This window comes from Caulobacter sp. 17J65-9 (assembly GCF_010975005.1).
Taxonomy (GTDB): domain Bacteria; phylum Pseudomonadota; class Alphaproteobacteria; order Caulobacterales; family Caulobacteraceae; genus 17J80-11.
Map to the genome: position 1 here is coordinate 1 of NZ_JAAIVC010000020.1, position 26,991 is coordinate 26,991.

Annotated in this window: 25 protein-coding genes; 10 read left to right on the forward strand and 15 right to left on the reverse strand. The window is 71.0% G+C overall.

The annotated features are described in order from the left end of the window. The 3 genes from G3573_RS05640 to G3573_RS05650 all read right to left on the reverse strand — a co-directional run. A partial coding sequence (locus tag G3573_RS05640) for a toxic anion resistance protein (RefSeq protein ID WP_205598090.1) occupies positions 1-597 on the reverse strand: 597 nt, incomplete at its 3' end. 54 nt (positions 598-651) lie between these two features. Continuing rightward, positions 652-1,311 carry a 3-oxoacid CoA-transferase subunit B gene (locus G3573_RS05645; protein WP_163259959.1) on the reverse strand — a complete coding sequence of 220 codons (660 nt, stop codon included), beginning with the start codon at positions 1,309-1,311 and terminating at the stop codon, positions 652-654. Further along, entirely contained in the window at positions 1,311-2,015 is a 705-nt protein-coding gene (locus tag G3573_RS05650) for a CoA transferase subunit A (RefSeq protein WP_163259961.1), read from the reverse strand. The genes G3573_RS05645 and G3573_RS05650 overlap by 1 nt, the downstream gene beginning before the upstream one ends. A gap of 167 nt (positions 2,016-2,182) precedes the next feature. Between G3573_RS05650 and G3573_RS05655 the strand changes: the two genes are divergently transcribed. The 4 genes from G3573_RS05655 to G3573_RS05670 are packed head-to-tail and all read left to right on the forward strand — an operon-like array spanning position 2,183 to position 5,694. Continuing rightward, positions 2,183-2,563, forward strand: coding sequence for a response regulator (locus G3573_RS05655; protein WP_163259963.1), 381 nt, complete (start codon positions 2,183-2,185; stop codon positions 2,561-2,563). Then, positions 2,541-5,024 (forward strand): response regulator, encoded by a 2,484-nt coding sequence (locus tag G3573_RS05660; RefSeq protein WP_163259965.1) that lies wholly within the window; start codon positions 2,541-2,543, stop codon positions 5,022-5,024. Before G3573_RS05655 ends, G3573_RS05660 begins: the two co-directional genes overlap by 23 nt. Then, positions 5,021-5,401: a response regulator gene (locus G3573_RS05665; protein ID WP_163259967.1), complete on the forward strand. Its 381-nt coding sequence runs from the start codon at positions 5,021-5,023 to the stop codon at positions 5,399-5,401. Before G3573_RS05660 ends, G3573_RS05665 begins: the two co-directional genes overlap by 4 nt. Then, positions 5,398-5,694 (forward strand): Hpt domain-containing protein, encoded by a 297-nt coding sequence (locus tag G3573_RS05670; protein ID WP_163259969.1) that lies wholly within the window; start codon positions 5,398-5,400, stop codon positions 5,692-5,694. The genes G3573_RS05665 and G3573_RS05670 overlap by 4 nt, the downstream gene beginning before the upstream one ends. 27 nt (positions 5,695-5,721) lie before the next feature. On the opposite strand, the gene G3573_RS05675 is transcribed toward G3573_RS05670, so the two are convergent. The 3 genes from G3573_RS05675 to G3573_RS05685 are packed head-to-tail and all read right to left on the reverse strand — an operon-like array spanning position 5,722 to position 8,768. Further along, entirely contained in the window at positions 5,722-6,930 is a 1,209-nt protein-coding gene (locus G3573_RS05675) for an FAD-dependent oxidoreductase (protein ID WP_163259971.1), read from the reverse strand. Further along, positions 6,927-7,856 (reverse strand): bifunctional methylenetetrahydrofolate dehydrogenase/methenyltetrahydrofolate cyclohydrolase FolD, encoded by a 930-nt coding sequence (gene folD, locus G3573_RS05680; protein ID WP_163259973.1) that lies wholly within the window; start codon positions 7,854-7,856, stop codon positions 6,927-6,929. The genes G3573_RS05675 and folD overlap by 4 nt, the downstream gene beginning before the upstream one ends. 54 nt (positions 7,857-7,910) lie before the next feature. Continuing rightward, positions 7,911-8,768, reverse strand: coding sequence for a sterol desaturase family protein (locus G3573_RS05685; RefSeq protein WP_163259975.1), 858 nt, complete (start codon positions 8,766-8,768; stop codon positions 7,911-7,913). Between the two features lie 163 nt (positions 8,769-8,931). Here G3573_RS05685 and G3573_RS05690 point away from each other — a divergent pair, with 163 nt between their 5' ends. Then, on the forward strand, positions 8,932-9,180 hold the full coding sequence (locus G3573_RS05690) for a hypothetical protein (RefSeq protein ID WP_163259977.1): 249 nt from the start codon (positions 8,932-8,934) through the stop codon (positions 9,178-9,180). Positions 9,181-9,234: 54 nt separating this feature from the next. After that, positions 9,235-9,993 (forward strand): hypothetical protein, encoded by a 759-nt coding sequence (locus tag G3573_RS05695; protein WP_163259978.1) that lies wholly within the window; start codon positions 9,235-9,237, stop codon positions 9,991-9,993. Here G3573_RS05695 and hutG read toward each other — a convergent pair. Genes hutG through G3573_RS05715 form a run of 4 tightly spaced genes read right to left on the reverse strand, consistent with a single transcriptional unit; the run spans position 9,990 to position 15,374 of the window. Further along, entirely contained in the window at positions 9,990-10,784 is a 795-nt protein-coding gene (gene hutG, locus G3573_RS05700; RefSeq protein ID WP_163259979.1) for an N-formylglutamate deformylase, read from the reverse strand. The two genes, G3573_RS05695 and hutG, sit on opposite strands and share 4 nt — an antisense overlap. A 3-nt stretch (positions 10,785-10,787) precedes the next feature. Continuing rightward, positions 10,788-12,323, reverse strand: coding sequence for a histidine ammonia-lyase (hutH, locus tag G3573_RS05705; protein WP_163259980.1), 1,536 nt, complete (start codon positions 12,321-12,323; stop codon positions 10,788-10,790). Positions 12,324-12,326: 3 nt separating this feature from the next. Next, positions 12,327-13,997, reverse strand: coding sequence for a urocanate hydratase (gene hutU, locus G3573_RS05710; RefSeq protein ID WP_163259982.1), 1,671 nt, complete (start codon positions 13,995-13,997; stop codon positions 12,327-12,329). A gap of 9 nt (positions 13,998-14,006) precedes the next feature. Further along, complete coding sequence (locus tag G3573_RS05715) at positions 14,007-15,374, reverse strand: formimidoylglutamate deiminase (RefSeq protein WP_163259984.1); 1,368 nt, start codon at positions 15,372-15,374, stop codon at positions 14,007-14,009. Positions 15,375-15,514: 140 nt separating this feature from the next. Between G3573_RS05715 and G3573_RS05720 the strand changes: the two genes are divergently transcribed. The 3 genes from G3573_RS05720 to G3573_RS05730 all read left to right on the forward strand — a co-directional run bounded on the left by G3573_RS05720 (position 15,515) and on the right by G3573_RS05730 (position 19,304). Continuing rightward, positions 15,515-16,267, forward strand: coding sequence for a UTRA domain-containing protein (locus G3573_RS05720; protein WP_163259986.1), 753 nt, complete (start codon positions 15,515-15,517; stop codon positions 16,265-16,267). Beyond that, entirely contained in the window at positions 16,264-17,481 is a 1,218-nt protein-coding gene (gene hutI / locus G3573_RS05725; RefSeq protein WP_163259988.1) for an imidazolonepropionase, read from the forward strand. The genes G3573_RS05720 and hutI overlap by 4 nt, the downstream gene beginning before the upstream one ends. A 218-nt stretch (positions 17,482-17,699) precedes the next feature. Continuing rightward, the gene (locus G3573_RS05730; protein ID WP_163259990.1) at positions 17,700-19,304 is read left to right on the forward strand and encodes an NAD(P)/FAD-dependent oxidoreductase; all 1,605 of its coding nucleotides are present in this window, start codon (positions 17,700-17,702) and stop codon (positions 19,302-19,304) included. On the opposite strand, the gene G3573_RS05735 is transcribed toward G3573_RS05730, so the two are convergent. Together G3573_RS05735 and G3573_RS05740 are read right to left on the reverse strand one after the other, a co-directional pair. Continuing rightward, the gene (locus tag G3573_RS05735) at positions 19,288-20,871 is read right to left on the reverse strand and encodes a glycosyltransferase family 39 protein (RefSeq protein ID WP_163259992.1); all 1,584 of its coding nucleotides are present in this window, start codon (positions 20,869-20,871) and stop codon (positions 19,288-19,290) included. The two genes, G3573_RS05730 and G3573_RS05735, sit on opposite strands and share 17 nt — an antisense overlap. Positions 20,872-20,876: 5 nt before the next feature. Further along, complete coding sequence (locus tag G3573_RS05740; protein ID WP_163259994.1) at positions 20,877-22,490, reverse strand: glycosyltransferase family 39 protein; 1,614 nt, start codon at positions 22,488-22,490, stop codon at positions 20,877-20,879. A gap of 131 nt (positions 22,491-22,621) precedes the next feature. Between G3573_RS05740 and G3573_RS05745 the strand changes: the two genes are divergently transcribed. Next, positions 22,622-22,981 carry a DUF983 domain-containing protein gene (locus tag G3573_RS05745; RefSeq protein WP_163259996.1) on the forward strand — a complete coding sequence of 120 codons (360 nt, stop codon included), beginning with the start codon at positions 22,622-22,624 and terminating at the stop codon, positions 22,979-22,981. Between the two features lie 37 nt (positions 22,982-23,018). On the opposite strand, the gene edd is transcribed toward G3573_RS05745, so the two are convergent. Genes edd through zwf form a run of 3 tightly spaced genes read right to left on the reverse strand, consistent with a single transcriptional unit; the run spans position 23,019 to position 26,970 of the window. Next, on the reverse strand, positions 23,019-24,830 hold the full coding sequence (gene edd / locus G3573_RS05750; RefSeq protein WP_163259998.1) for a phosphogluconate dehydratase: 1,812 nt from the start codon (positions 24,828-24,830) through the stop codon (positions 23,019-23,021). After that, a complete protein-coding gene (locus G3573_RS05755) occupies positions 24,830-25,492 on the reverse strand; it encodes a 6-phosphogluconolactonase (RefSeq protein WP_163259999.1) in 663 nt (220 codons plus the stop codon). Before G3573_RS05755 ends, edd begins: the two co-directional genes overlap by 1 nt. Further along, entirely contained in the window at positions 25,489-26,970 is a 1,482-nt protein-coding gene (gene zwf / locus G3573_RS05760; protein WP_163260001.1) for a glucose-6-phosphate dehydrogenase, read from the reverse strand. Before zwf ends, G3573_RS05755 begins: the two co-directional genes overlap by 4 nt. Positions 26,971-26,991: the final 21 nt, after the last annotated feature.

Sequence of the window (26,991 nt, forward strand, 5' to 3'; positions counted from 1 at the left end):
GTCCAGTTCGGTCAGGCGCCGGCTCAGGCGGCCCACGCGCTCGGGATCACGGGCCGGGGCGACCTCCGCCACCGCCACGCCTTCCGCGCCCGGCGCCGGGGTCGCGAGCGCCTTGGCGGCCTCGGTCAGGCCGGCGCGGCCGGCGTCGAGATAGGCGTCGAGCTCGAGGATGAAGGTCTTGGCCTGGTCGTGCAGGGCGTTCAGCGCCTTGACCTTGTGGCTCAGGCGCTCGGCGCGCTCCTTCAGGTCGCCTTCCAGGCCCTCGATCATGGCCGCGGCTTCCTCGAAGCCCGCGCGGAATTTCTTCAGGCGGCCGGCGTGGCTGGCGAACAGGCCGCGCGCCTCCAGCGTGGAGGCGTCCAGGGCGTCGATGGTCTTGGCGGCGCGCTTCAGGATCTCGGCGGATTCGGCCACGTCGCGGCCGCGCACCTCGGCCAGCAGCCGCTCGGTGCTGGCGGTGACTTCGCGCCGCGCGCGCTCGCCGAACAGCACCACCGCTTCGGCGTCGTTCAGGTCCAGGCTGTTGCGGATCGCCGCCACCCGCGAAGCGTCGGCGGCGCGCAGCACGTCAGGTTTCGGCGCGGTCGCCACAGACATTGATCAGCCTCCCGTGCCGCCGGCCGTCGCCGACCGGCGGTGTCCCCGGGGCGACTATGCCAGCGTTTTTAACGTTTCGGAAACCGTAAAGGCTGCCTCCGTTTTCGCCGTCACTTCGTCCAGCGTCACGCCGGGGGCCAGCTCGATCAGCTCCAGCCCGCCGCCGTTCGGCTTCACGTCGAACACGGCCAGGTCGGTGACGATGCGGTTGACCACGCCAGCCCCGGTCAGCGGCAGGGTGCAGCGCTTCAGCACCTTGGACTGGCCGTGCTTGTTGGCGTGCTCCATGACCACGACCACGCGCTTGACGCCGGCCACCAGGTCCATGGCCCCGCCCATGCCCTTCACGAGCTTGCCCGGGATCATCCAGTTGGCGATGTCGCCGTTCTCGGCCACTTCCATCGCGCCCAGGATCGACAGGTCGATGTGGCCGCCGCGGATCATGGCGAAGCTGTCGGCCGACGAGAAATAGACGCTCTCCGGCAGCTCCGTGATGGTCTGCTTGCCGGCGTTGATCAGGTCGGCGTCCTCATCCCCCTCGTAGGGGAAGGGACCCATGCCCAGCATGCCGTTTTCCGACTGCAGGGTGACGGTCATGCCCTTGGGGATGTAGTTGGCCACCAGGGTCGGGATGCCGATGCCCAGGTTGACGTAGAAGCCGTCGCGCAGCTCCTTGGCGGCCCGTTCGGCCAGTTGGTCGCGCGTCCAGGGCATCAGGCCGTCTCCCGCTTGCGCACGGTGCGCTGCTCGATCCGCTTCTCGAAGGTGCTCTTCACGATCCGGTCGACGTAGATGCCGGGCGTGTGGATCTGATCGGGCTCCAGCGAGCCGACCGGCACGATCTCCTCGACCTCGACCACGGTGGTCTTGCCCGCCGTCGCCATCATCGGGTTGAAGTTCCGGGCGGTCTTGCGGAACACCAGGTTGCCGGCCTCGTCGGCCTTCCAGGCCTTGACGATGGCCAGATCGGCGACCAGGCCGGTCTCCATCACGTACTTGCGGCCGTTGAACTCGCGCACTTCCTTGCCTTCGGCCACCAGGGTGCCGACGCCGGTGGCGGTGAAGAAGGCCGGGATGCCGGCGCCGCCGGCGCGGATGCGCTCGGCCAGCGTGCCCTGCGGGTTGAACTCCAGCTCGAGCTCGCCGGACAGGTACTGGCGCTCGAACTCCTTGTTCTCGCCCACGTAGGACGAGACCATCTTCTTGATCTGCTTGGTCCACAGCAGCAGGCCGAGACCGAAGTCGTCCACGCCCGCGTTGTTGGAGATGACCGTCAGACCCTTCACGCCCGATTCGCGCAGGCCGAGGATCAGGTTTTCGGGAATGCCGCAAAGCCCGAAGCCGCCGGACATGACGGTCATGCCGTCGAACACCAGGCCGTCGAGCGCCGCCTTGGCGTCGGGGTACACCTTACGCATCGTGGATCTTTCTCCTGCGCCGCCCGCTGTCCTTAGGGAAAGCCATCCCGCCGCGCAACATGCTGCACTGCGAAGACCGAACACGATCATTGATCGACGGTGTCCGTGCTTGCCGGGACGCCCGCGCGCCCCTAGTGAGTTGGAGACGAACTTGGAGCCGCACCCCCGTGGGCAAGACCGTCTGCATCATCGAGGACGACGAACTGGTCCGCGCCCGCCTGGCCGACGTGCTCAGGGGCACGGGACACGACGTGTTCGAGGCGGACTCGGCCGAGCGGGGGATCGAGCTGATCCGCACCCGCAAGGCGGACGTGGCGGTGGTGGACATCCTGATGCCCGACCGCGACGGGCTGGAGGCGATCGGCCAGCTGCGCCGCACGCGTCCGGATCTTCGCATCGTGGCCATTTCGGGCGGGGGACGTGTGGGGCCGCAGATCTATCTGGATCTGGCCCGCCAGATCGGCGCCGACGCTAGCCTGACCAAGCCGATCTCCGAAGCGGACCTCGAGGCCGCGGTGACCGGCGATGCAGCGGCCCCTCGCGCCTGATCGCCCGCGCGCGCCGGGAGCGCGCGCCGCCGCCGTTCTCGGCGTCGTGCTCGCGGCCTTCCTGACCGCCACCGGCATCTGGCTGTTTCACGAGCTCGAACAGGCCCGCGCGCTGAAGAACGCGCTGCACGCCGACATCGAGCACCGGCGCGTGCTCGGTGAAGCGCAGCAGTATCTGGAGAGCGCCGAAAGCGCCGAGCTCAACTACGCCCTGACCGGCCAGCCGGCGTTCCGGCGCGAGTTCGAGGTGAAGGCGCAGCATCTGGTCGCCCAATGGCGCATCCTGGCCACCAGCCTCGCCGCCGAACCGGCGCAGAAGCAGCGCCTCGACGAGCTGCACGCCCTGGTGACGGAGCGCCTGGACAACATGCGCGAGGTCATGCGCCTGCGCGACCAGCAGGGCCAGCCGGCCGCGCAGCGCTCGGTCGCGAGCGGGGCGGGCGAGGACCTGATGCGGCGCACCCGGGAGGGCATGGAGGCCATCACCCAGGTCGAGGACGCCACCATCACCCGCGGCCTGCGCGAGCAGAGCCGAAGCGCCGACCGGATCGAGTGGATCGTGGTGGTCCAGTTCCTGGGCCTGGGCGTCGGCGCGGCGGTGATCGTCTTCCTGGTCCGCCGCCACGAACGGACCCGCAAGGCGCTGCTGTACTCGATCGAGAGCCAGTACGAACGCCAGCGCGCGGTGTTCGACGCCGCCACCGACGGCATCCTGCTGGTCACCCAGCAAGGGTTGATCGAAAACGCCAACCCGGCGGCCGAGCGGCTGTTCGGCTACGAGGAGGGCGAGCTGGACGGCGTCGACACCCGCCAGATCCGCCCGCCGAACGAGGCCGACGGGGCGCTCAGCATCCTGTGGTCGCCCGAGAAGGTTCAGCAGGGCGGCTATCGCCGCGACGTCACGGGCCAGCGCAAGGACGGCTCGACCTTCCCGATGGAGGTGTCGGTCACCTACGCCCACCTGCCCGAGGGCGAGCGCGCGGTGATCTTCATCCGCGACATCTCCAGCCGCCGCGAGGTCGAGCGCCTGAAGGACGAGTTCGTCTCGACCGTCAGCCACGAGCTGCGCACGCCGCTGACCTCGATCGCCGGCTCGCTGGGCCTGGTCGCGGGCGGGGCGGCGGGGCCGCTGCCGGAGAAGGCCGCGCGCCTGATCGGCATCGCCCAGTCCAACAGCCAGCGGCTGGTGCGCCTGATCAACGACATGCTGGACCTGGAGAAGCTGGAGTCCGGCACCCTGCCGTTCCTGATGGCGCCGATCGACCTGGCCGAGACGGCCACGCGCGCCATCGACGCCATGCGCGGCTACGCCGACCAGTTCGGGGTCGAGCTGGCCCTGGAGCCCGGACCGCCGGTCAAGGTGCGGGCCGACTCCGACCGCCTGGTGCAGATCCTCAACAACCTGATCTCCAACGCCGTGAAGTATTCGCCGCGCGGCGACGCCGTGCGGGTGCGGGTGGCGCGCGAGGGGAGCAAGGCGCGGGTCAGCGTGGTCGACGCGGGGCCGGGCATTCCGGCCGCCTTCCGCGACCGCATCTTCACCCGCTTCGCCCAGGCGGACGCGTCGGACGCGCGGGGCAAGGGCGGCACCGGCTTGGGCTTGCACATCGCCAAGGGCATCGCCGAGCGCCACGGCGGGCGGCTGTGGTTCGAGAGCCCAGAGGACGGCGGCACCGCCTTCCACCTCGACCTGCCGGCCCTGGACGACGCGCCCGAGCAGCCGCGCGACCGCGTGCTGCTGGTCGAGGACGACGCCCTGGCCTCGGCCATGCTGCAGGCGACGCTGGAGGACGAGGGCCTGAAGGTCGACTCCGCCGACACCCTGGCCGAGGCGCGCAAGATCCTGGCCGAGGGCCGCCACGGCGCCCTGGTGCTGGACCTGCGCTTGCCCGACGGCGACGGCATGGACCTGGTGCGCGAGCTGCGCACCCGCCCCGAGACCCGCGGCATGCCGGTGGTGATCGTCTCCGGCGAGAGCGCGCGCGGCCGCGCCCGCGACGTGCGCGCGCTGGAGGTCACCGACTGGATCGAGAAGCCGGTCGATCCGGACCGGCTGGCCGACCTGGTGCGCAACACCGTCGGCCAGGCCGCGCCCGGCGCCACCGTGGTGCTGCACGTCGACGACGACCCGGACATCCGCGAGATCGTGGCCACGGCGCTTCGCGAGTGCTGCGAGGTCCTGTCCGTCGCGGGCCTGGCCGAGGCGCGCGCCTGCCTGGCCGAGCGCAAGCCCGACCTGGTGATCCTCGACCTCGAACTGCAGGACGGCTCTGGCCTGGACCTGCTGCCGGAATTGAAGACTGACGAGGGCGCGCCGATCCCGGTGGTGGTGTTCTCCGCCCAGGACACCTCCGGCGATCTCAGCGCGTCGGTGGCGGCGGTGCTGGTCAAGTCGCGCACCTCGCTGGCCGACCTGGTCAGCGCCGTCCACGACGTGGTTCGCGAGGAGGGCTCCGAGTGAAGATCCTCTACGTCGACGACGAGCCGGACATCCGCGACGTGGCGGTGATGGCGCTGGAGATCGACCCGGACCTGGAGGTCAAATCGGCCGCTTCCGGCGGCGAGGCCCTGTCGATCCTGGACGAAAGCGGTTTCCGCCCGGACGTGGTGCTGCTGGACGTGATGATGCCGGTGATGGACGGCCCGGCCGTGCTGGAGGCCCTCCGCAAGCGGCCGGAACACGCCGAGACCCCGGTCGTTTTCATCACCGCGCGCGCTCAGGCCCACGAGACCGCGCGCTTCCTGTCGCTGGGAGCGGTCGGCGTGATCACCAAGCCCTTCGACCCGATGACCCTGGCCCTCGAACTGCGGGCCATCCTGTCGCGCGCGGCCGGGTGAGCGAGCTCGAGGACCGGTTCGAAGCCCTGAAACGGCGCTTCGCCGCGCGCTGCGCCGAGGACCTGCCGGTGATCGAACGCGCCCTGGCCGACCCGAAGGCGGTCTCGGCCGAGGATCTGCGCTTCGTCGTCCACCGCCTGTCCGGCGCCGCCGGCACCTTCGGCTTCGCCGAGCTCAGCGCCGCGGCCGGGGAAGCCGACGACCTGCTGGTCGCCGACAAGTCCGTGCCGCCGGACGTCCTGGGCCGGGTGGCCGAGCTGACCGGGGCGGTGATGCGGGACTTTGGGACCTAGAACCCTCTCCCCTTGCGGGAGAAGGTATTAGAGCGCCACCGCCTTCATCGACACGGCCGGGTCGGCCAGCTTGGCGAGGTCCACCGGGGTGCGCTTGGCGATCAGCTGCTTGCCGGCCATGAACTCGGGCGGGGCGTTGACCGCTTCGACCGCCAGCACGCGGTCGCCGATCAGGTGGAAGACGGCGAACTTCGCCTCGGCCGGATCGCCGCGCACGATCAGCCGGTCGGCGCCGATCGCCACGCCGGCCATCTGGAGCTTGAGGTCGTACTGGTCGGACCAGAACCACGGCACTTCGCCGGCGGGGGCCGCGTGGCCGGCGATGGCGGCGGCGGCCTGCTTGGCCTGTTCCAGGGCGTTGGGCACGCTCTCCAGCCGCGCGCGGGCCTCGTAGATCGGCAGGGGACGGCGGGTGCAATCGCCGACCGCGAACACCGCCGGGTCGGAGGTGCGCGCCTCCAGATCGACGACGATCCCGCCGTCGCAGGCCAGGCCGGCGTTTCGCGCCAGGGCGTCGTTGGCGGCGGCGCCGATGCCGACCAGCACCGCCTCGCCCATCACCGCCCGGCCGTCGGCCAGGCGCACGGCGCGCCCTTGCGCCTCGATCGCGGTCACCGCCGCGCCGGTCAGGATCTCGACGCCTTTGGACCGGTGGTAGCCCTCGAAGAACTTCGACAGCGGCTCCGACGCGACCCGCGCCATCACCCGCGCCTCACGCTCCACGACGATCGCTTCGCAGCCGAGCGCGCGGGCCGAGGCCGCGACCTCCAGGCCGACATAGCCGGCGCCCACGACGATCAGCCGCGCGCCGGGCGTCAGGCGGGCTTTCAGCTTGTCGGCGTCGGCGGCGGTGCGCAGTTCCAGCAGGGCGGGGTGGTCGCCGCCGGGCACCGGCAGCTTGTGGGTCACCGAGCCCGTGGCCAGCACCAGATGGTCGTAGGAGACGGGCTCGCCGTTCGACAGGCGCACCAGCTTCAGCCGCCGGTCGATCTCGACCACGCGCTCGCCCAGCCGCAGGTCGACCCCGGCCTCGGCGTAGAACTCCGAGGGGCGCAGCAGCAGGCTGTCGAAATCCGCCTCGCCCTTCAGCCAGGCCTTCGACAGCGGCGGGCGCTGGTAGGGGACCAGCGGCTCTTCGCCGATCAGGACGATTTCGCCCTCGAATCCGAACTGGCGCAGGAAGGCCGCGACCGACCCGCCGGCGTGCCCGGCTCCGACGACGACGACCCGGCTCAAGCGGCGAGCTCCGGCAGCTCAGGCTCGATCCCGGCCGAACGGCAGGCCGAGGTGTAGGTGTTCAGCAGCAGGCAGGCGATGGTCATCGGCCCGACGCCGCCCGGCACCGGGGTGACCGCGCCGGCCACCGCGGCGGCCTCCTTGAAGTCGACGTCGCCGACCACGCGGGTCTTGCCCTCGGCCGCCTTGACCGGGTCCAGCGAGGGCACGCGGTTGATGCCGACGTCGATCACCGTCGCGCCCGGCTTGACCCAGTCGGCCTTGACCATTTCCGGCCGGCCGACGGCGGCGACCAGGATGTCGGCCTCGCGGCAGACCGCCGGCAGGTCCTTGGTGCGCGAGTGGGCGATGGTGACGGTGCAGCTCTCGGCCAGCAGCAGCTGGGCCATCGGCTTGCCGACGATGTTGGAGCGGCCGATCACCACCGCGCGCTTGCCGGTCAGGTCGCCGTGCAGGTCCTTCAGCAGCATCAGGCAGCCCAGCGGGGTGCAGGGCACCAGGCCGGGCAGCCCGGCGGCCAGGCGGCCGACGTTGATGATGTGGAAGCCGTCGACGTCCTTGTCCGGGTCGATGGCGGCCAGCACCTTGGTGGCGTCGATGTGCGCCGGCAGCGGCAGCTGCACCAGGATGCCGTGGATGTGCGGGTCGCCGTTCAGGGCGTCGATCAGCGACAGCAGCTGCTCCTCGGTGGTCGAGGCGTCCAGTCGGTGGGTGTCGGAGCGCATGCCCGCTTCGTGAGTCTGCTCGCCCTTGTTGCGCACGTAGATCTGGCTGGCCGGATCCTCGCCGACGATCACGACCGCCAGGCCGGGCTGCAGGCTATGGCGTTGCTTCAGGATTTCGACGGCGCGGGCGATGCGGGCGCGCAGCGCCGCGGCGTAGGCCTTGCCGTCGATGACGCGGGCGGTGGGGGCAGTGTCGGACATGCGCCGGGTATAGCGCCGTGTTCGCAATCCGAACACCGTCGAGAATGCGTGAGGCTACGCGCGAACCTGGCCGGACGCGGACGGTCTGACCCGTTCGGCGACGAACGCGGCGGCGCGCGTGAACGGAAGCGCCAGCTGCCGGACGATCGAGTCGTTGTCCACGTCGGTCACGCCGAGGGGTTTGTCGCAGGGCCCGGGCAGGTAGTGGGTGCCGAACAGGCGGTCGAACACCGCCAGGACCGAACCGAAGTTGGACCCGACGCCTTCGCCTTCCAGCACGTGATGCCAGCGGTGCATGGCCGGCGAGACGAAGAGCCAGCCCAGCGGACCGAACGTCCAGGGCACGTTCATGTGGACGAACATTCCATAGTAGTGCCGGACCAGTCCGTTGAGCGCGATCGCGTACGGCGGGAAGCCGAGCGCCACCAGGACGCCGTAGTCGATGATCACCGTCGTCAGGCGGTTGATCGGATGGAAGCGGTAGACCGACGTCCAGTTCAGGTCCGTGTCGCTGTGGTGCATGACGTGGGACGGCCACAGCAGCCGCGAGTGCTCCAGCCGATGTCGGAAATAGGCTATGAAGTCGCCGAAGAAGACGGCCACGAGGACGACGACGACGGGAGGCAGCTGAGCCAGGGGCGCGCCGTCCAGCAGGACCAGCCCTTGCGCGCGAAGGAACTGCTGGGTGACCGCCGCCAGATAGGTGAGCGGCGCCAGGACGAGCACGGTGTCGAAGGCCAGGGCGATCAGGTTGAACCGCAGCGATTTCGGAGCCGCCCTTTTCAACGCGCCGCGCAGATCCCTGTGGTGAATGAGCAGCGTCAGGCAGCCGACCAGGATCGCGGCGTTCAGCACGCCGCTCGCCGCCTGCGAAAGATGCGACCACCATTGGTCCAGGGTGTTCGGATACATCCGCCAGTCCTGCCGCGCGCGTCGAGGTCGCCCCACCGGCGACTCGGCTCATCAGGCCCCAGGAGGGGTGACCACGTCGTAAAGAGGGGGCGGCCGGCGCCGGCGGCGATGGCCGACGACGTCGTGAATCTTTCGTTCACCAAATCAGATTCGGATGATTCGCATGTCACGTGAGTGCGAACCGTCCGACGTCGAGCTTCTGGGCGCCAGCCTGCTCCTCCTGGAGGAGATGGGCGAGGCCGCTCTGAGCCGCAACAGCCACATCCTGGACTGGGCGCTCAGCGGCCTGGGCCTGGACGCCGCCAACGACCGCAGTCCCGGCGAAATGCTCGCCGCGTTCTGCACGCTGGCCCGTACGCGCGTGGCGGACAGAGCGTTCGAAGCGGCCATGGCCGCCGGGGCGATGGCCTAGGTCAGCTTGCCCGATTCTCTGGCGTCGCCATATCAGCGCGCGGAGGAGGGACTGATGAGCTTTCTGGATCGCTTCCGTTTCCTCGCGACGAAGCTGGCCCTGAGCGATCGGGCGGCGAAGCTTCGCGACGATCTGGCCGGCCGCCGGGCCGTGTGGCGCGTCGCACGCTATCGGGCCCGCGAGGGCGTCGAGGTCGAACCGGCCGAATTCGACGTGCGGATGCCGGTCTCGCCCGACGACCTGATCGACGTACACGCTTGGGGGTGCGCGCGCGAACGCGCTGTCGTCGAGGCCCCGGACGGCGCCCGGATCGGCCGGCTGGCGCGCCGCGGCGACCGCTGGATGGTCGAGTTCGCCCCCGGGATGGGGGCAGCCGACCTGCGGCTGGACGATGACGCGCGCGGCGATCCGGAAGACCGCTATTACTTCTCCTACCTGCGGCGCGAAATCGACCCGTCACCGCCGCCCCGGCTGGATATCCGCGGGCCGGGCTGGTTCGTGATCCGTTACCGCAGCGATCTCGTCGACAGCCCGCTGACCGAGTTCGATCTGATCCAGCCGGCCGACGCGGACGGCCGCCTCGACGTCGAGGCCTGGCGGGCGGCGCGCGAGCGCACGATCGTGACCCGGGCGTCCGACGGCGCGAGGATCGGCCTGTTCATGGGCGCCAGCAATCACTGGGTCATCGACTTCGAGCCGGGGCTCGGGCCGAACTATGGGCGGATGGGCGACATTGTCGGCAACGGCGTGATGACCTGCTCCGACGAGTACGGCGGCTACGCCGCGATCTCGTTCCGCCCGCTGGAGCCCTAGGGCCGGAAGGCGGCGATCTCGGCCACCAGCGTCTTGAGCAGCCCTTGCATGGCCTCGGCCTTGGCGGGATCGAAGGTCTCAGGCCTCGCCTCGTGCATGTAGGCGGCCTGCACCAGTTCGAACTGCACCGCGTGCACGCCCTCGGCCGGCTTGCCGTAGTTGCGGGTGGTCCAGCCGCCCTTGAACCGGCCGTTGACCACCCAGGTGAAGGCGTCCTGGGCGCCGAGCGCCTCGGCCAGGCGCTGGGTCAGGGCCGGGGAGGCGCTGGCGCCATCGGCGGTGCCGACGTTGACGTCGGGCAGGCGGCCCTCGAACAGCATCGGAATCTCGGCCCGGATCGAGTGGGCGTCGAGCAGCAGGGCGTAGCCGTGCTTGGCCTTCACGGCGTCGAGCGCGGCCGCTAGCTGCCCGTGGTAGGGCCGCCAGTAGGTCTCCAGCCGCCGCCCGGTCTCCGCCTGGCCCGGCTCGCGGCCGGCCTGGTAGAGCGGCTCGCCGTCGAAGGTGGTCATGGGCAGCAGGCCGGTCTCGAACCGTCCCGGATAGAGCGGGGTGTTCTCCGGCGCGCGGTTCAGGTCGACCACGGTGCGTGAGTGGGTGGCGATCACCGTGGTGACGTCGGCCGCGTCGAGGAAGCCGTACAGCTTGTCGATGTGCCAGTCGGTGTCGAGCACCCGCCGCCCCAGGTCCGTGAGGCCCTCGGCGATGTCCGGCGGCACGTGGGTGCCCACGTGCGGCATGGCCACGACCAGCGGGCTTGAGCCCTCACGGAAACGGAACGGCGGGACGCTCATGGCTCAGGCCTCCGAGGGCAGCAGGGCGCCGGCGATGGCGCGGAACCAGCCGGACCGCACGATCGCCGAGGCGCGCTCGATGTCGGGCGCGAAATAGCGGTCCTGATCATACGGCGCGACCTGGGACCGGATTTCGGCGTGGGCGCGTTCGACGGGGGCGGAACTGCGCATCGGCCGCAGGAAGTCCAGCCCTTGCGCCGCCGACAGCAGCTCGATCGCGACCACGCCGGCGGCGTTGTCGGCCATGTCGAGCAGCCGGCGCGCGCCGTGGGCGGCCATGGACACGTGGTCCTCCTGGTTGGCCGAGGTCGGCACGGTGTCGACCACCGCCGGGTGGGCCAGCATCTTGTTCTCCGACACCAGAGCGGCGGCGGTGACCTGGGCGATCATGAAGCCGGAGTTCAGCCCGCTCTCGCGCACCAGGAAGGCCGGCAGGCCGCTCATCTTCGGGTCGACCAGGATCGAGGTCCGACGCTCGGAGATGTTGCCGATCTCGCAGAGCGTCATGGCGATCATGTCGGCGGCGAAGGCCACCGGCTCGGCGTGGAAGTTGCCGCCCGACAGCACTTCGCCGGTGTCGGCGAACACCAGCGGGTTGTCGGTCACGCCGCAGGCCTCGGTCTCCAGCATGCGGGCGGCCGAGCGCAGCACGTCCAGCACCGCGCCCATCACCTGCGGCTGGCAGCGCAGCGAGTAGGGGTCCTGCACCTTGCCGCACTCGTGGCGGTGCGACTCCCGGATCTCGGAGCCGGCGATCAGGCCGCGCAGCATGGCCGCGACGTCGATCTGGCCGGGCTGGCCGCGCAGGGCGTGGATGCGCGGGTCGAACGGGGTGTCCGAGCCCTTCAGCGCGTCGAGCGACATGGCGCCGGCGGCCAGCGCCGCGGCGAACACGTCCTCGGCCGCGAACAGGCCGGCCAGGGCCACCGCGGTGGAGAACTGGGTGCCGTTCAGCAGGGCCAGGCCTTCCTTCGGGCCCAGCACCATCGGCTTCAGGCCGGCGACGGCCAGGGCCTCGACGGCCGGCATGATGCGGCCGTTCACGCGCGCCTCGCCCCAGCCGATCAGCAGGGCCGACAGGTGGGCCAGCGGCGCCAGGTCGCCCGAGGCGCCGACCGAACCCTTGGACGGGATGCAGGCGTAGACCTCGTGGTCCAGCAGCGCCTTGAGCGCCAGCACCGTCTCGCGCCGCACGCCAGACGCGCCGCGCGACAGCGAGGCCATCTTCAGCACCGTCATCAGGCGCACGATGGAGTCGGGCAGCAGGGCGCCGACGCCGCAGGCGTGGCTCAGCACCAGGTTCTTCTGCAGCGTCTCCAGGTCTTCACGGGCGATGCGGGTGTTGGCCAGCAGGCCGAAGCCCGTGTTGATGCCGTACACCGTCGCGCCGGAGTCGATGATGTTCGCCACCGCCGCCGCGCCGGCGTCGAGCGCGCCCAGCGCCGAAGGGGCGATCTCGACGCGGACCGGGGCGATCAGCACCTGGCGCAGCTGGGCGAGGGAGAGGGGGCCGGCCCCCAGGGTCAGGACGTTCGCCATGGTTCAGGCCTCCAGCGAGGGCAGCTTCAGGCCCTGCTCGCGGGCGCATTCCTTGGCGATGTCGTAGCCGGCGTCGGCGTGGCGCATCACCCCGGTGCCCGGGTCGTTCCACAGCACGCGCTCAAGCCGCTTGGCCGCTTCCGGCGTGCCGTCGGCGACGATGACGACGCCCGAATGCTGGGAGTAGCCCATGCCCACGCCGCCGCCGTGGTGCAGCGACACCCAGGTGGCGCCGCCGGCGGTGTTCAGCAGGGCGTTCAGCAGCGGCCAGTCGGACACGGCGTCCGAGCCGTCCATCATGGCTTCGGTCTCGCGGTTCGGGCTGGCGACCGAGCCGCTGTCCAGGTGGTCGCGGCCGATCACGACCGGGCCCTTCAGCTCGCCCGAGGCGACCATCTCGTTGAACATCAGGCCGGCGCGGTGACGGTCGCCCAGGCCGATCCAGCAGATGCGCGCGGGCAGGCCCTGGAAGGCGATCCGCTCCTTGGCCATGTCCAGCCACTGGTGCAGGTGCTTGTTCTCGGGGAACAGCTTCTTCATCGCCGCGTCGGTTTTGTAGATGTCCTCCGGATCACCCGACAGGGCGGCCCAGCGGAACGGGCCGACGCCGCGGCAGAACAGCGGGCGGATGTAGGCCGGCACGAAGCCCGGGAAGTCGAAGGCGTGCTCCAGGCCCTCGTCCTTGGCCACCTGGCGGATGTTGTTGCCGTAGTCCAGCGTCGGGATCCCGGCCTTCCAGAAGTCCAGCATGGCCTGCACGTGGGTCACGATCGACTTGCGCGCGGCCTTCTCGACCGCGGCCGGGTCGCTGACCCGCTTCTCTTCCCACTCGGCGACGGTCCAGCCGGCCGGCAGGTAGCCGTTGACCAGGTCGTGGGCGCTGGTCTGGTCGGTGACGATGTCCGGGCGCACGCCGCGCTTGACCAGCTCGGGCAGGATCTCGGCGGCGTTGCCGAGCAGGCCGACCGACAGCGGCTTCTTGGCCTTCACGCTCTCGTCGATCAGGCGCAGGGCCTCGTCGAGGTCTTCGACGGCGACGTCGAGGTAGCGGGTCTCAAGGCGCTTTTCGAGGCGCGAGCGCTGGCACTCGATCGCCAGGCACGAGGCACCCGCCATGGTCGCGGCCAGGGTCTGGGCGCCGCCCATGCCGCCCAGGCCCGCGGTCAGGATCCACTTGCCCGACAGGTCGCCGCCGAAGTGCTGGCGGCCGGCCTCGACGAAGGTCTCGTAGGTGCCCTGAACGATGCCCTGGGTGCCGATGTAGATCCACGAGCCGGCCGTCATCTGGCCGTACATCATGAGCCCTTTGCGATCGAGCTCGTTGAAGTGGGCCCAGTCGGCCCACTTGGGCACCAGGTTGGAGTTGGCGATCAGCACCCGCGGGGCGTCCGGGTGGGTGCGGAAGATGCCGACCGGCTTGCCCGACTGGACCAGCAGGCTCTCGTCGGCCTCCAGCGTCTTCAGCGAGGCGACGATGCGGTCGAAGGCTTCCCAGTTGCGGGCCGCCTTGCCGATGCCGCCGTAGACCACCAGGTCCTCCGGCCGCTCGGCCACCTCGGGGTCGAGGTTGTTCATCAGCATGCGGAGCGCGGCTTCCGCGCCCCAGGTCTTGCAGCTCATCTCCGGGCCGCGCGGGGCGCGGACGGTGCGGACGTTGCCGAGGTTCTTGGTCATGCTCATTCCTTAGTCGGCCGCGAGCCGGCGCACGGTTTCGGCGTAGGCGCGGGCGGTCTGTTCGGATTGCGGGTGGCGGCCGGCGTCGGTGACGCGGCGGCCCTTGATCCAGGTCTCGCGGATGGGCGAGGGACCTGCGTTGGAGACGAAGACGAAGCTGTCGATCAGGGCGTCGCCGGAGCGGCCGCCGATCAGCGGGGCGTCGGTGTCCAGCACCACGAAGTCGGCCAGCTTGCCCGGCGCGATCGCACCCGTGGGCGCGCCGCCGCCGCGGTCGTCGGCCGCCGCCGCGTCCAGCCACAGGCGCGCGCCCGGATAGGGCTGGGACGGCGTGGCGGCCAGGCCGCGCTTACGATGGCGCAGGCGCCGCGCGTACTCGAACCAGCGCAGCTCCTCGCGCGGGTCGATGGAGACATGGCTGTCGGTGCCGATCCCGAAGGCGCCGCCGGCGGCGAACCAGCCGTCGACGTCGAAGAAGCCGTCGCCGAGGTTGCCCTCGGTGGTCGGGCAGACCACCGCCACCGCGCCGCTCTCGGCCGTGCGGCGGGTCTCCTCCGGGGTCATGTGGGTGGCGTGCACCAGCCGCCAGCGGGCGTCGAGGCCGACGTTGTCCAGCAGCCACTCGACCGGGCGCTTGCCCGACCACGCCAGGCAGTCGTCGACCTCCTTGGTCTGCTCGGCCACGTGGATGTGGACGGGCAGGGTGGCCGGGACGGTCTTCAGCACCTCGGCGATCTGCTCGGACGTGGCGGCGCGCAGGCTGTGGACGCTAACGCCCAGGTCGAAGCCTTCGCGCGCGGCCTCGATCCCCAGCGCCTCGATCTGAGCCAGGTAGGCGTCGGTCGACTGGATGAAGCGCCGCTGGCCGTGCTTGGGCGGCTGGCCGCCGAAGTTGCTGTGCGAATAGAGCACCGGCACCAGGGTGAGCGCGATTCCGGCGGTCTTCGCCGCGCGGATGTGGGCGCGGGCGGTCTCCAGCGGATCGGCGTAGGCGCGCCCCTGCGCGTCGTTGTGGACGTAGTGGAATTCGCAGACCCGCGAATAGCCGGCCTCGACCATCTCGACGTAGAGCCGCGCGGCCACCGTCTCCAGGTCCTCCGGCGTCATCCGGTCGAGGAAGCGGTACATGACCTCGCGCCAGGACCAGAAGTCGTCGCCCTCGGCCCCGCGGCGCTCGCCCAGGCCGGCCATGCCGCGCTGGAAGGCGTGGCTGTGCAGGTTGGGAATGGCCGGCAGGATCGGGCCGGGCAGGCGGGTCGCGCCGTCGGGGCTCGCGCCCTCGGTGACGGCGGTGATCAGCCCACGGTCGTCGACCTCGATCAGTACGTTCTCGGCCCAGCCGTGCGGCAGGCGGGCTTGCGGCGCGAACAGACGCATTCGGGAATCCAGCTTGTATAGGCAAGTTTCAGGCTAGCGGCCGAGGCGGCGGCGCGCAAGCGGAGTCATTCGCCCTTAAGGGCCTTGCCCCGGCGGGATTCGTCCGGTTGTATAGGCAGGTTGTCCACGGAGTCGCTTCGTTGCGCGAACCCACCTCCAGCCTGCAGGGCGAAATCCGCGCCTTCGTGCTCGAGAAGATCGTCGGCGGCGAATGGGCCCCCGGCGCGCGGGTGCCGTCGGAGACCGAGCTGGTCGCCCGGTTCGGGACCAGCCGGATGACCGTGCACCACGCCCTGAAGGCGCTGACGGCCGAGGGCTATCTGCGCCGGGTGAAGGGGCTGGGCACCTTCGTGGCGCCGCCGCGGGCGCACGTTCTGCACGCCCGGCTGACCGACGTCGCCGACGAGATCACTGAGCGGGGCGGGCGCCACCGCACCGAGGTGCTGGACCACGACGTGCGCTGCGCCTCGTCGACGGAGGCGGCGCTGTTCCAGCTTCCGCCCGGCGAGCGCTTGCTGCACGCGCGCCTGCTGCACTTCGAGAACGACACGCCGCTGCAGATCGAGGACCGCCTGATCGACCCGGCCCGCGTGCCCGGCGTCGAAGATCTGGATCCGGCGGCCGAGAGCTATTTCGCCTTCCTGATGGGCAAGGTGCCGTACCCGGCCGGACGGGCCGTAGTGCGCGCGGTCATGCCGCCGATGGAGACGCGCTTCCTGTTGCGCATGGGCCCCGAAGAGCCGGCGCTGGAGGTCGAGCGGGTCACCCGCGCGCCCGACGGCGCGGTGCTGACAGTGGCGCGCCTGACCTATCCGGGCACGCGTTACGTGCTGTCGGGCGAGATCGCCCCGCCGATCGGCCGGGGCCCCGATCCTGTCGGAGACGACGAATGACCTACGACCGCCTGCTGATCGACTGCCGCGCCGCGACCATGGTCGAGGGCGGCGCGCCCTACGGGTCGATCGACAAGGCCGCCGTGCTGATCCGCGACGGCGAGATCGCCTGGATCGGGCCGCAGGCGGACCTGCCGGTCGACGTGAAGGCGCGCCAGACCGACCGGCTGGACGGGCGCTGGATCACGCCCGGCCTGGTCGACTGCCACACCCACCTGGTGTTCGGCGGCAACCGCGCCGACGAGTTCGAGATGCGCCTGAAGGGCGCGACCTACGAGGAGATCGCGCGCGCCGGCGGCGGCATCGTCTCGTCCGTGAACCGCACGCGCGGCGCCTCCCCGCAGGAGCTGCTGGACCAGGCGCTGGGCCGGCTGGCGGGCCTGACCCGCGACGGCGTCACCACGGTCGAGATCAAGAGCGGCTACGGCTTGGACCGCGAGAGCGAGCTCAAGATGCTGCGTGTCGCCCGCGAGGTCGGCCGCGTCGGCGGCGTGCGGGTGTCGACCAGCTATCTCGGCCTTCACGCCGTGCCGGCCGAGCACAAGGCGAGCCGCGAGCTCTACGTCGATATCGCGATCGACGAGATCCTGCCGGCCGCCTGCGCCGAGGGCCTGGTCGACGTGGTCGACGCCTATTGCGAGCCGATCGCCTTCAGCGCGGAAGAGGTCGCGCGGCTGTTCGAGAAGGCCCGCGCGCTGGGCCTGCCGGTGAAGCTGCACGCCGACCAGTTGTCCGACGGCGGCGGCGCGGCGCTGGCCGCCCGCTACGGCGCCCTTTCGGCCGACCACGTCGAGCACACTTCCGAAGCCGGCGCCCGCGCGATGGGCGATGCCGGCGTCGTCGCCGTGCTGCTGCCGGGCGCCTTCACCATGCTGCGCGAGAAGACCCCGCCGCCGATCGAGGCCTTCCGCAGGTGCGGCGTCGCCATGGCGGTGGCCAGCGACTGCAACCCCGGCACCTCGCCGGTGGCCTCGCTGCAGACCTGCCTGACGCTGGCCTGCGTGCAGTTCCGCCTGACGCCCGAGGAGGCGCTGGCCGGCGCCACCCGCCACGCCGCCAAGGCGCTGGGCCTGCAGGACCGGATCGGCACTCTGGCGGCCGGCAAGGCGGCCGACATCGCGGTGTGGAACATCGAGACCCCCGCCGAGCTCAGCTACTGGATCGGCAAGCCGCTGCTGGACCGGGCGTATCTGGCGGGCGAGCCGCGCGTGTAACCCTCTCCCCTTGAGGGAGAGGGAGGGACCCGCGCACCGGAGCCCGAAGGGCGAAGGTCTGCGCGGGAGGGTGAGGGGTTTCTCCGCACCCGGCCGTGCGACCCCTCATCCTCCCGCGCGGGCCTCCGGGCTGACGCCCTCCGGCGCGCGGGCTCCGTCCTCTCCCTCAGGGGGAGAAGGATCGTGTAGAGCTTGGGGAAAGAGCAGCGAGTCGCCCCGTGACCACTTCCTCCACCGACATCCTGATCATCGGCGGCGGCCACAACGGCCTCGTCTGCGCCTGGTATCTGGCCAGCGCCGGCCTGAAGGTGACGGTGCTGGAACGCCGCTCGGTCGTGGGTGGGGCGGCGGTGACCGAGGAGTTCCACCCGGGCTTCCGCAACTCGGTGGCCAGCTACACGGTCAGCCTGCTCAATCCCAAGGTCATCCGCGACCTCGACCTGCCCGGCCACGGGCTGAAGGTGGTCAAGCGCAAGCTGGCCAACTTCCTGCCGCTGAACGACCGCGAGTACCTGGCCATGGGCGGCGGCCGCACCAAGGCCGAGGTCGCCAAGTTCTCGCAGAAGGACGCCGACCGGCTGGACGCCTACGGCGAGCGGCTGGACGCCATCGCCGACGTGCTGCGCGACATCGTCCTGCAGACCCCGCCCAACATGGTCGAGGGCGGCTGGATGCAGGCCCTGCCGGAGCTGCTGAAGTCCGCCTCGCTGGGCAAGCGGATGGCCGGCCTGGACCTGACCGCCCGGCGCGACCTGCTGGCCCTGTTCTCGCAGTCGGCCGGCGACTGGCTGGACGGCTGGTTCGAGAGCGACCCGATCAAGGCCGTCTACGGCTTCGACGGCGTGGTCGGCGCCTTCAACAGCCCCTACACGCCGGGCTCGGCCTACGTGCTGCTGCACCACGTGTTCGGCGAGGTGAACGGCGAGAAGGGGGCCTGGGGGCACGCGATCGGCGGCATGGGCGCCATCACCCAGGCCATGGCCTCGGCCTGCCGCGCCAAGGGCGTGGAGATCCACACCGACAGCGCTGTCAGCGAGATCCTGACCGAGAACGGCCGCGCCGTGGGCGTGGTCACCGCCGCCGGCGACACCCTGCGGGCCCGGGCGGTGGTGTCGAACCTGCACCCCAAGCTCACCTTCGAGAAGCTGCTGGACCCGGCCCTGCTGCCGGCCGACTTCCGCGAGCGCATGGCGCGCTACCGGTCGGGCTCGGGCACCTTCCGCATGAACGTGGCCCTGTCGGAGCTGCCGAAGTTCACCTGCCTGCCGGAGCAGGGCGACCACCTGACCGCGGGCATCATCATCGCCCCCTCGCTGGCCTACATGGACCGCGCCTTCATGGACGCGCGCCGCGACGGCTGGTCGAAGGAGCCGATCGTCGAGATGCTGATCCCCTCGACGCTCGACGACAGCCTGGCGCCTCCGGGCCGGCACGTGGCCAGCCTGTTCTGCCAGCACGTCGAGCCGCAGCTGTCGGGCGGCCGCTCCTGGGACAACCACCGCGACGAGGTGGCCGACCTGATGATCGCCACGGTCGACAAGTACGCGCCGGGCTTCAAGGCCTCGGTGCTGGGCCGCCAGATCATGTCGCCGCTGGACCTGGAGCGGACCTTCGGCCTGGTCGGCGGCGACATCTTCCACGGCCAGCTGGGCCTGGACCAGCTGTTCAGCGCCCGCCCGGTGCTGGGCCACGGCGCCCACCGCGCGCCGGTGGCCGGGCTCTACATGTGCGGCGCGGGCACCCATCCGGGCGGCGGCGTCACCGGCGCGCCGGGCCACAACGCGGCCCGCGAGATCCTCAAGGACTTCAAGCGCCGGGCGTGACGGGCGGCAGGCGCCAGATGACGATCCGGTCGTCGTCGACCACGCGGGCGCCGACACTGTCGAGGCGAGCGATCAGGCCGGGGTTGTGCTGCATCATGTAGCGGCCCTGGTGGTCCATGGCGTCCTTGGCCATGCCGAACCAATCGGCGCCGCCCATGCGCAGCTTCTCCAGCGTGGCGACGGCCGTGGCGTCGTCCTCGACCCGGTCCCAGGCCTGGGCGCCGCCGCCGGGCGGGAAGACCCAGCCGCGCCGGCGGCTGTAGTAGATGGCGATCGGATTGCCGATCTCGCTGGCGGCGGTGATGACCAGGTCGTCCGGCGCGGCCAAGGCGTCGAGCTGCTGGCCCAGGTACTGGCTCTCGGCCCCGAACGGTTGCTTGGCGACCTCGGCCGCCTCGACCGCCGACCAGCCGATCAGGGCGACCATGCCGGCCAGCCGCGCGCGGGCGGGCCAGGTGTTCAGCCGGCGGGTGGACGCCGCCGCCGCCATCAGCAGGCCGCGGCCCGCCAGGCCGGCGGCGGGGGCGGCGAAGACCAGCAGGTTCCACGGATTGACCGTCATCTCCTTGGAGATGAACAGGTAGAGCACCGCGCAGCCGGCCAGCCAGACGTGGAACAGCCAGGGCGCGCCGCGCGTGCCCCTGGGCGGCGCCGAGAACAGCCCCAGGCCGAACAGCAGGAACACCGGGACGGTCAGGAACCACTCGCGCGCATGGCGGGCCGCGGCCTTGACGTGGAAGCCTTCGCGCAGGGCGCCGGCCATGTCGTCCCAGAAGTAGCCGGCGCCGGCCACGTGGTAGGGCGGATAGTGCGTGCCCAGCCAGACCGCCCAGCTGAAGTAGGCCGCTGTCGGCAGGGCCACGCCGACCAGGGCGGCGCTGAGTGCGATCAGCCGTCCGCGGGTGAGGGCGTCCCTGCGGGTCAGGATGCTGGCGCAGGCGTAGGCCGCCGGGGCGAGAACGACCACGCCCGGCGGCTTGGCCAGTATGCCCAGCGCGATGAAGGCGACGGCCAGCGGCAGGAACCAGGGCCGGTCGGTCTGCAGCCAGACCACCAGGGCCCACAGGCCGGTCAGCACGAAGGCCAGCATGGCCGGGTCGGGCAGGAACGACGTGTCTATGATCACCGCGCCCGGCATCAGGGCCAGCACCAGGGCCGCGGCGTTGGCCTGGGCGCGCCCCGACAGCCGCTCGACCAGCCGGTGCAGGGCGACCACGCTCCACAGGCCGAAGGCGGCGGCCACCGCCCGGCCGAACCAGTCGTGCCAGCCGAAGGCGGCGTAGAGCAGGGCGGTGATGTAGCTGACCACCTGGAACTCGCGGCCCTGGTAGTTGGGGCCCGGCCCGGTCCAGCTGACCTCCGGATAGAGGACGTTCCAGTTCTTCAGGTGGAAGTTGTCGGCCATCATGGCCGTGCTGGCCTCGCGCCAGCAGAACAGGTCGACCAGCGGCTGGTTGACGGCCGGCAGACGCAACAGCGCCGCCAGCAGCAGGATGGCCGCCAGCGGGATCAGCGCGTTCCAGGCCGCGCCGGGGCTTTCGTCGCCGGAGGTCCGCCACAGCGACATGGCCTCTAGCTCCGTGCCCGGACCGGCGGCAACCGCCAGACCAGCACCACGCCGTCGTCGACCACGCGCTGGCCGATCCGGTCGAGGTGTTCGATCAGGCCGGGATTGAAGTCGAGCAGCATGTGGCCTTCGCCGTCCCGGGCGTCGCGGGTCACGCCGAACCAGTCGGCGCCTTCCACGCGCAGGCGCTCCAGGGTGAGGATGGCGGCCGCGTCGTCCTCCAGCACGTCCCAGGGCCGGCGGCCGCCGCCCGGCGGAAACACCCAGCCCCGGTGGCGGCTGTAATAGATGGCGATCGGGTCGCCGATGCTGGTCGCGGCGGTGACCACCAGGTCGTCGGGCCCCGCCACCGCCGCCAGGCGCGCGCCCAGCTGGCGGGCCGAGCCGGCGAAGGGCTGCTTCATCATGGTCACGGCGTGGAAGCTGGACCAGATCAGCAGGATCAGCACGCCGGCGACGCGGGCGCGGGCCGGCCAGCTGTCCAGCGCGCCCTCGACCGAGCGCGCCGTGGCGATCAGGCCGCGGCCGGCCAGGGCGGCGAGCGCCGGGGCGAAGATCAGGAAGTTCCAGGGATTGCTGGCCAGCTCCTTGGAGGCGGTCAGGTAGAAGGCCGCGCCGCTCAGCAGCCAGGCGTGGAACAGCCACGGCGCCTGGGCCTGCTTGTTGCGCGGCCTGGCGAACAGGCCGACGCCGAGCAGCAGGGCGAAGGGGGCGGTCAGGAACCACAGCTGGAATTCGTGCGCCGCCTTCGGCAGGTAGAACAGCTTGGAGAGGTCCTCGCCCAGGTGGTCCCAGAAGAAGCCGGCCCCGGCCACGTGGTAGGGCGGCGTGTGCGAGCCCAGCCAGATCGCCCAGCTGAAATAGGCGACCGGCGCGACCGCGGCGCAGGCCAGGGCCAGGCACAGCGTGCGGATGCGCTCGCGGGTCAGGGCCCCGCGCCGCTCGAGGATGTCGGCGCAGGCGTAGGCGGCGGGCGCCAGCACCACCACCGCCGGCGGCTTGGCCAGCACGGCCATGGAGATCAGCGCCGTGGCCAGGATCAGCAGGCGCGGCCGCTCGGTCTGCAGCCAGGCGACCAGGGCCCACAGGCCGCTGAGCGCGAAGGCCAGCATGGCCGGGCCCGGCAGGAACGAGGAATCGATGATCACCGCGCCGGGCAGCACGGCCAGCATCAGGGCCGCGGCGTTGGCCTCCGCCCGTCCCGCCAGGCGCTCGACCAAGCGGTGCATGGCCACCACGCTCCACAGGCCGAACACCGCCGCCACCGCCCGGCCGAACCAGTCGTGCCAGCCGAACACGGCGTAGAGCAGGGCGGAGATGTAGCTGACCACCTGGAATTCGCGGCCCTGGTAGCCGGGACCGGGACCGGTCCAGCTGACCTCAGGGAACAGCACGTTCCAGCTTCGCATGTGGAAGTTGTCGGCCATCATCGCCGTGCTGGCCTCGCGCCAGCTGAAGGCGTCGGTCAGCGGCTGGGTGACCGAGAAGAAGCGGAAGGCCGCCGCCACCAGCACGATGCCGGCCAGCGGCAGGGCCAGGTCGCGAAGCGCGGCGCGCCGCGTCCCGTGCTCCGTACGCCAGGCCCATATGCCGTCGAGCACGCTACGCGGAAGGTACATGGCCGCCTCCGCAGATTTGCGCGCGGAGAACCGCGAACGGCTCAGCTTTGTTCCGACACCGGTGGCAGGATAATCGGCCGCCTTGAGTTGAAGGCGCGGATAGGCCAATCGGGCGGTCCAGCGAGGTGTAGATGACCCGATCCCTGCTCACCGGCCTGAAGCGCGGCCTCAAGCACCGCTGCCCGAACTGCGGCGAGGGGCGGCTGTTCACCAGCTATCTGAAGGTGCGCGGGACCTGCGAGGCGTGCGGGCACGAGAACGGCCGCTATCCGGCCGACGACGCGCCGCCCTACTTCACCATCCTGATCGTCGGGCACCTGTTCATCGCGCCGGTGCTGCTGTTCCCGTTTATCTGGACCGCGTCGCCGTTCCTCGTGGTGGGCACGGTGGTGCCGGCCCTGGCCGTGGTGACCCTGACCCTGCTGCCGTTCGTGAAGGGCGCGGTGGTCGGCGCCCACTGGGCGACCGGGACGGTGAAGCCGTTGCAGTAAGAGAATTCTCCCTCCCCTTCATGGGGAGGGAGAAGGCCTAAAGCAGCACGCTCGCGCCGGTGTCGGCGGTGCCGACGTTCCTGCGGAACAGCGCGAACAGCTCGCGGCCGACCCCGTGCTGGTGGGCGCTGAGGTCGGCTTCGATCAGGGGCCGGGCGTTCAGTTCGGCGGTCGGGACCTTCACCTCGATCAGCCCGGCCTCGGCGTCGATGCGCACGACGTCGCCGTCGCGCACGCGGCCGATCGGGCCGCCGTCCTCGGCTTCGGGGGTGACGTGGATGGCCGACAGCACCTTGCCGGACGCGCCGGACATGCGCCCGTCGGTGACGAGGGCGACGCGATGGCCGCGGTCCTGCAGGGCGCCCAGCACCGGGGTCAGCTTGTGCAGCTCGGGCATGCCGATGGCGCGCGGGCCCTGGAACGGCAGGACGGCGACGAAGTCGCGGTCCAGCTCGCCGGCCTTGAAGGCGGTCTCCAGCGCGGCCTGGCTGGTGAACACCCGGGCCGGGGCCTCGATGGTCCAGTGATCCGGCTTCACGGCGGAGACCTTCACGACGCCGCGGCCCAGATTGCCGGCCAGCAGCCGCAGGCCGCCCTCCGGCGAGAACGGGTCGGAGACCGGGCGCAGAACGTCGAGGTCCAGCGAGGTCGCCGGCGGGTCGAGGAAGACCAGTTGGCCGTCGCGCAGGGCCGGCTCCTTGGCGTGCGCGCGCAGGCCTTCGCCCCAGATCGTCTTGACGTCGTCGTGCATCAGGCCGGCGTCGAGCAGCTCGCGGATGACGAAGGCCATGCCGCCGGCGGCGTGGAAGTGGTTCACGTCGGCGGTGCCGTTCGGATAGACGCGCGCCAGCAGCGGCACGACGGCCGACAGCTCGGCGAAGTCCTCCCAGTGCAGCTCGACCCCGACTGAACGCGCCATGGCGACCAGGTGCAGGGTGTGGTTGGTCGAGCCGCCGGTGGCGCACAGGCCGACCACGGCGTTGACCAGGGCCTTGGCGGTCGCGACCTCCCAGAACGGCTTGTGGTCGGCGCCCAGCGCGGTGGTCCTGGCCGCCTGCACGGTCGCCGCCTCGGTCAGGGCCTTGCGCAGCGGGGTGTTCGGATTGACGAAGGCCGATCCGGGCACGTGCAGGCCCATGGCCTCCATGCACATCTGGTTGGTGTTGGCGGTGCCGTAGAAGGTGCAGGTGCCGGCGGAGTGGTAGGAGGCGGACTCCACCTCCAGCAGCTCGGCGCGCGTGGCCAGGCCCTCGGCGTAGCGCTGGCGGACCTTGGCCTTCTCGGCGTTGGGGATGCCCGACGGCATCGGACCGCCCGGAACGAACGCGATCGGCAGGTGGCCGAAGGGCGCGGCGCCCATGAACAGGCCCGGCACGATCTTGTCGCAGATGCCCAGCAGCAGCACGCCGTCGAAGGCGTCGTGGCTGAGCGCCACGCCGGTCCCGAGCGCGATGGCGTCGCGGCTGAACAGCGACAGCTCCATGCCCTCGTAGCCCTGGGTGACGCCGTCGCACATGGCCGGCACGCCGCCGGCCACCTGGGCCACCGCGCCGGCCGAACGGGCGGCGTGACGGATGATCTCAGGATAGTGCTCGTAGGGCTGATGCGCCGAGAGCATGTCGTTGTAGGCGGTGACGATCCCCAGGTTCGGCCAGACCGGGGCCTTCAGCTCGGGCTTGTCCTCGCCGGAGGCGGCGAACACGTGGGCGAGGTTGGAGCAGGCCAGGCGCGTGCGCGCGGGCGTGTCGCGTCTGGCGGCCTGCATACGCGCCTCGTAATCGGCGCGGCGGTCGCGGCTGCGCGCCTCGATACGGGCGGTGACTTCGGCCAGGACGGGATGAAGCGGCACTACGGGCTCCAGAAGAATTCGGGGCGTACGGGAAGGGCGTGCAAGACGCCGCGGATCGGAGGATCGCACGGGTCGCCGTTTTTGACGGCGTCCTCGGCGATGGCCTTCTTGGCCTCGCCGGTGATCATGATGTTGCAGCAGCGCGTGCGCGCCAGCCGGGGCACGGTCAGGGTCAGGCGCGAAAAGGGCGCCTCGGGCGGCAGCTCGGCCGGGGTGATCGTCAGCACCGCTCGCTCGCCGCGCGGGTCCATGGCGGTTTCGAGCTCGCCCGCGCCGGGGAACAGCGAGGCGGTGTGGCCGTCCGCCCCCATGCCCAGCAACACGGAGTCGAACTCCGGCATCCTGGCGATGGCCGCTTCGTCCTCCAGCGGCACGAAGCTCGCCCCCTTGGACCGGAAGGGCTCCAGCAGGCCTTCGTTGCGGGCCGGGTGGCCGGCCGGCGCGAGGCGCTCATCGGTCAGGGTGACCACCACCTTGCCCCAGTCCAGCTTCGGGTGCTCGACCAGCCGGGCGTAGGCGGGGGCGGGGGTCGAACCGCCTGCGAAGGCGACGAAGGCGCGGCCGCGCCGTTCGATCGCCTCCAGCAGGGTGTGGGCGATCGACTCGGCCACGGTCTCGGCCAGGGCCTCGCGATCGCTGCGCACCGTCCAGACCGGGATCATGGCTCCTCCGCCCAGGCTCGACCGTCCTTGGCCGGCAGGACCAGGGCCGCGGTCGGGCCCCAGCTGCCGGCGGGATAGGATTTGGGCGTGACGCCGTGGGCGCGCCAGCCTTCGTGGATGCCGTCGATCCAGGCCCAGGCGGCCTCGATCTCGTCACGCCGCACGAACAGCGATGAGTTGCCGCGCAGGATGTCCAGCAGAAGCCGTTCGTAGGCGATCCGCCGCCGCTCGCGCGAGAAGGCCTCCGACAGCGACAGGTTCAGGTCTACGGGCTTGAGCTTCATGCCCTCCAGACCCGGCTGCTTGTTCATCATGGTCAGGGTGACGGTCTCTTCCGGCTGCAGCCGGATGACCAGGCGGTTCGGCTTCAGCTGGGGCGACAGCTCGTCGGTGAAGATCGAGTAGGGCACCGGCTTGAACTGCACCACGATCTCGGTGAGGCGCTTTTGCATGCGCTTGCCGGTGCGCAGGTAGAAGGGCACGCCGGCCCAGCGCCAGTTGTTGATCTCCGCCCGGACGGCGACGAAGGTCTCGGTCGTGCTGTCCTGGTTGGCGCCGTCCTCTTCCCGGTAGCCCGGGGCCGGTTTGCCGTCGACGACGCCGGCGGAGTACTGGCCCGGCACGGTCACCGTTTCGACGTTGGCGGCGGTGATCGGATTGAGCGACCACAGCACCTTCACCTTCTCGTTGCGCACGGCCGAGGGCGTGAAGCTGGCCGGCGGCTCCATGGCCGTCAGGCAGAGCAGCTGCAGCAGGTGGTTCTGCATCATGTCGCGCAGGGCGCCGGCGGTGTCGTAGTAGCCCCAGCGGCCCTCGACGCCCACGGTCTCGGCGATGGTGATCTGCACGGAGTCGATGGCGCTGGCGTTCCACAGCGGCTCGAGGATCGAGTTGCCGAAGCGCAGCGCGACCAGATTCTGGACGGTTTCCTTGCCCAGGTAGTGGTCGACCCGGAACACCTGGTCTTCGTCGAACGCCGCGGCGATGGCGTCGTTGACCTGTATCGCCGAGGCGAGGTCCTTGCCGATCGGCTTCTCCACCGCCAGGCGGGAGCGGGCGTCGACCAGGCCGCGGGCCTTCAGGTCGGCACACACCGGCGCGAACAGGTCCGGCGCGGTGGAGATGTAATAGATCACCCCGCCCGGGGTGTCGCCGAGCACCGCCTTCAGATCGTCGAAGGTCTCAGGCCTGGCGACGTCGACCGAGGTGTAGGTGATCCGTTCGGCGAAACGCCGGTACACGTCGGTGTCGCAAAGCGCGGCGTTGGCGGAGGCCTCGATCGCCTTGGCCACGTCCTTACGGAATTCCTCAGTGTCGTGCTTCGCGCGCGCGGCGCCGATAATGCGCAGGTCCGGCGGCAGCAGGCCGTCGACGTGCAGCGCGTAAAGCGACGGCCACAGCATCCGGCGCGCCAGGTCGCCGGTGGCGCCGATCAGGACAAAGGCGGACGGAGGCGGAGCGTCGATGTTTGCGGGCATCTCGGAGAGTCGGGTTCGGGG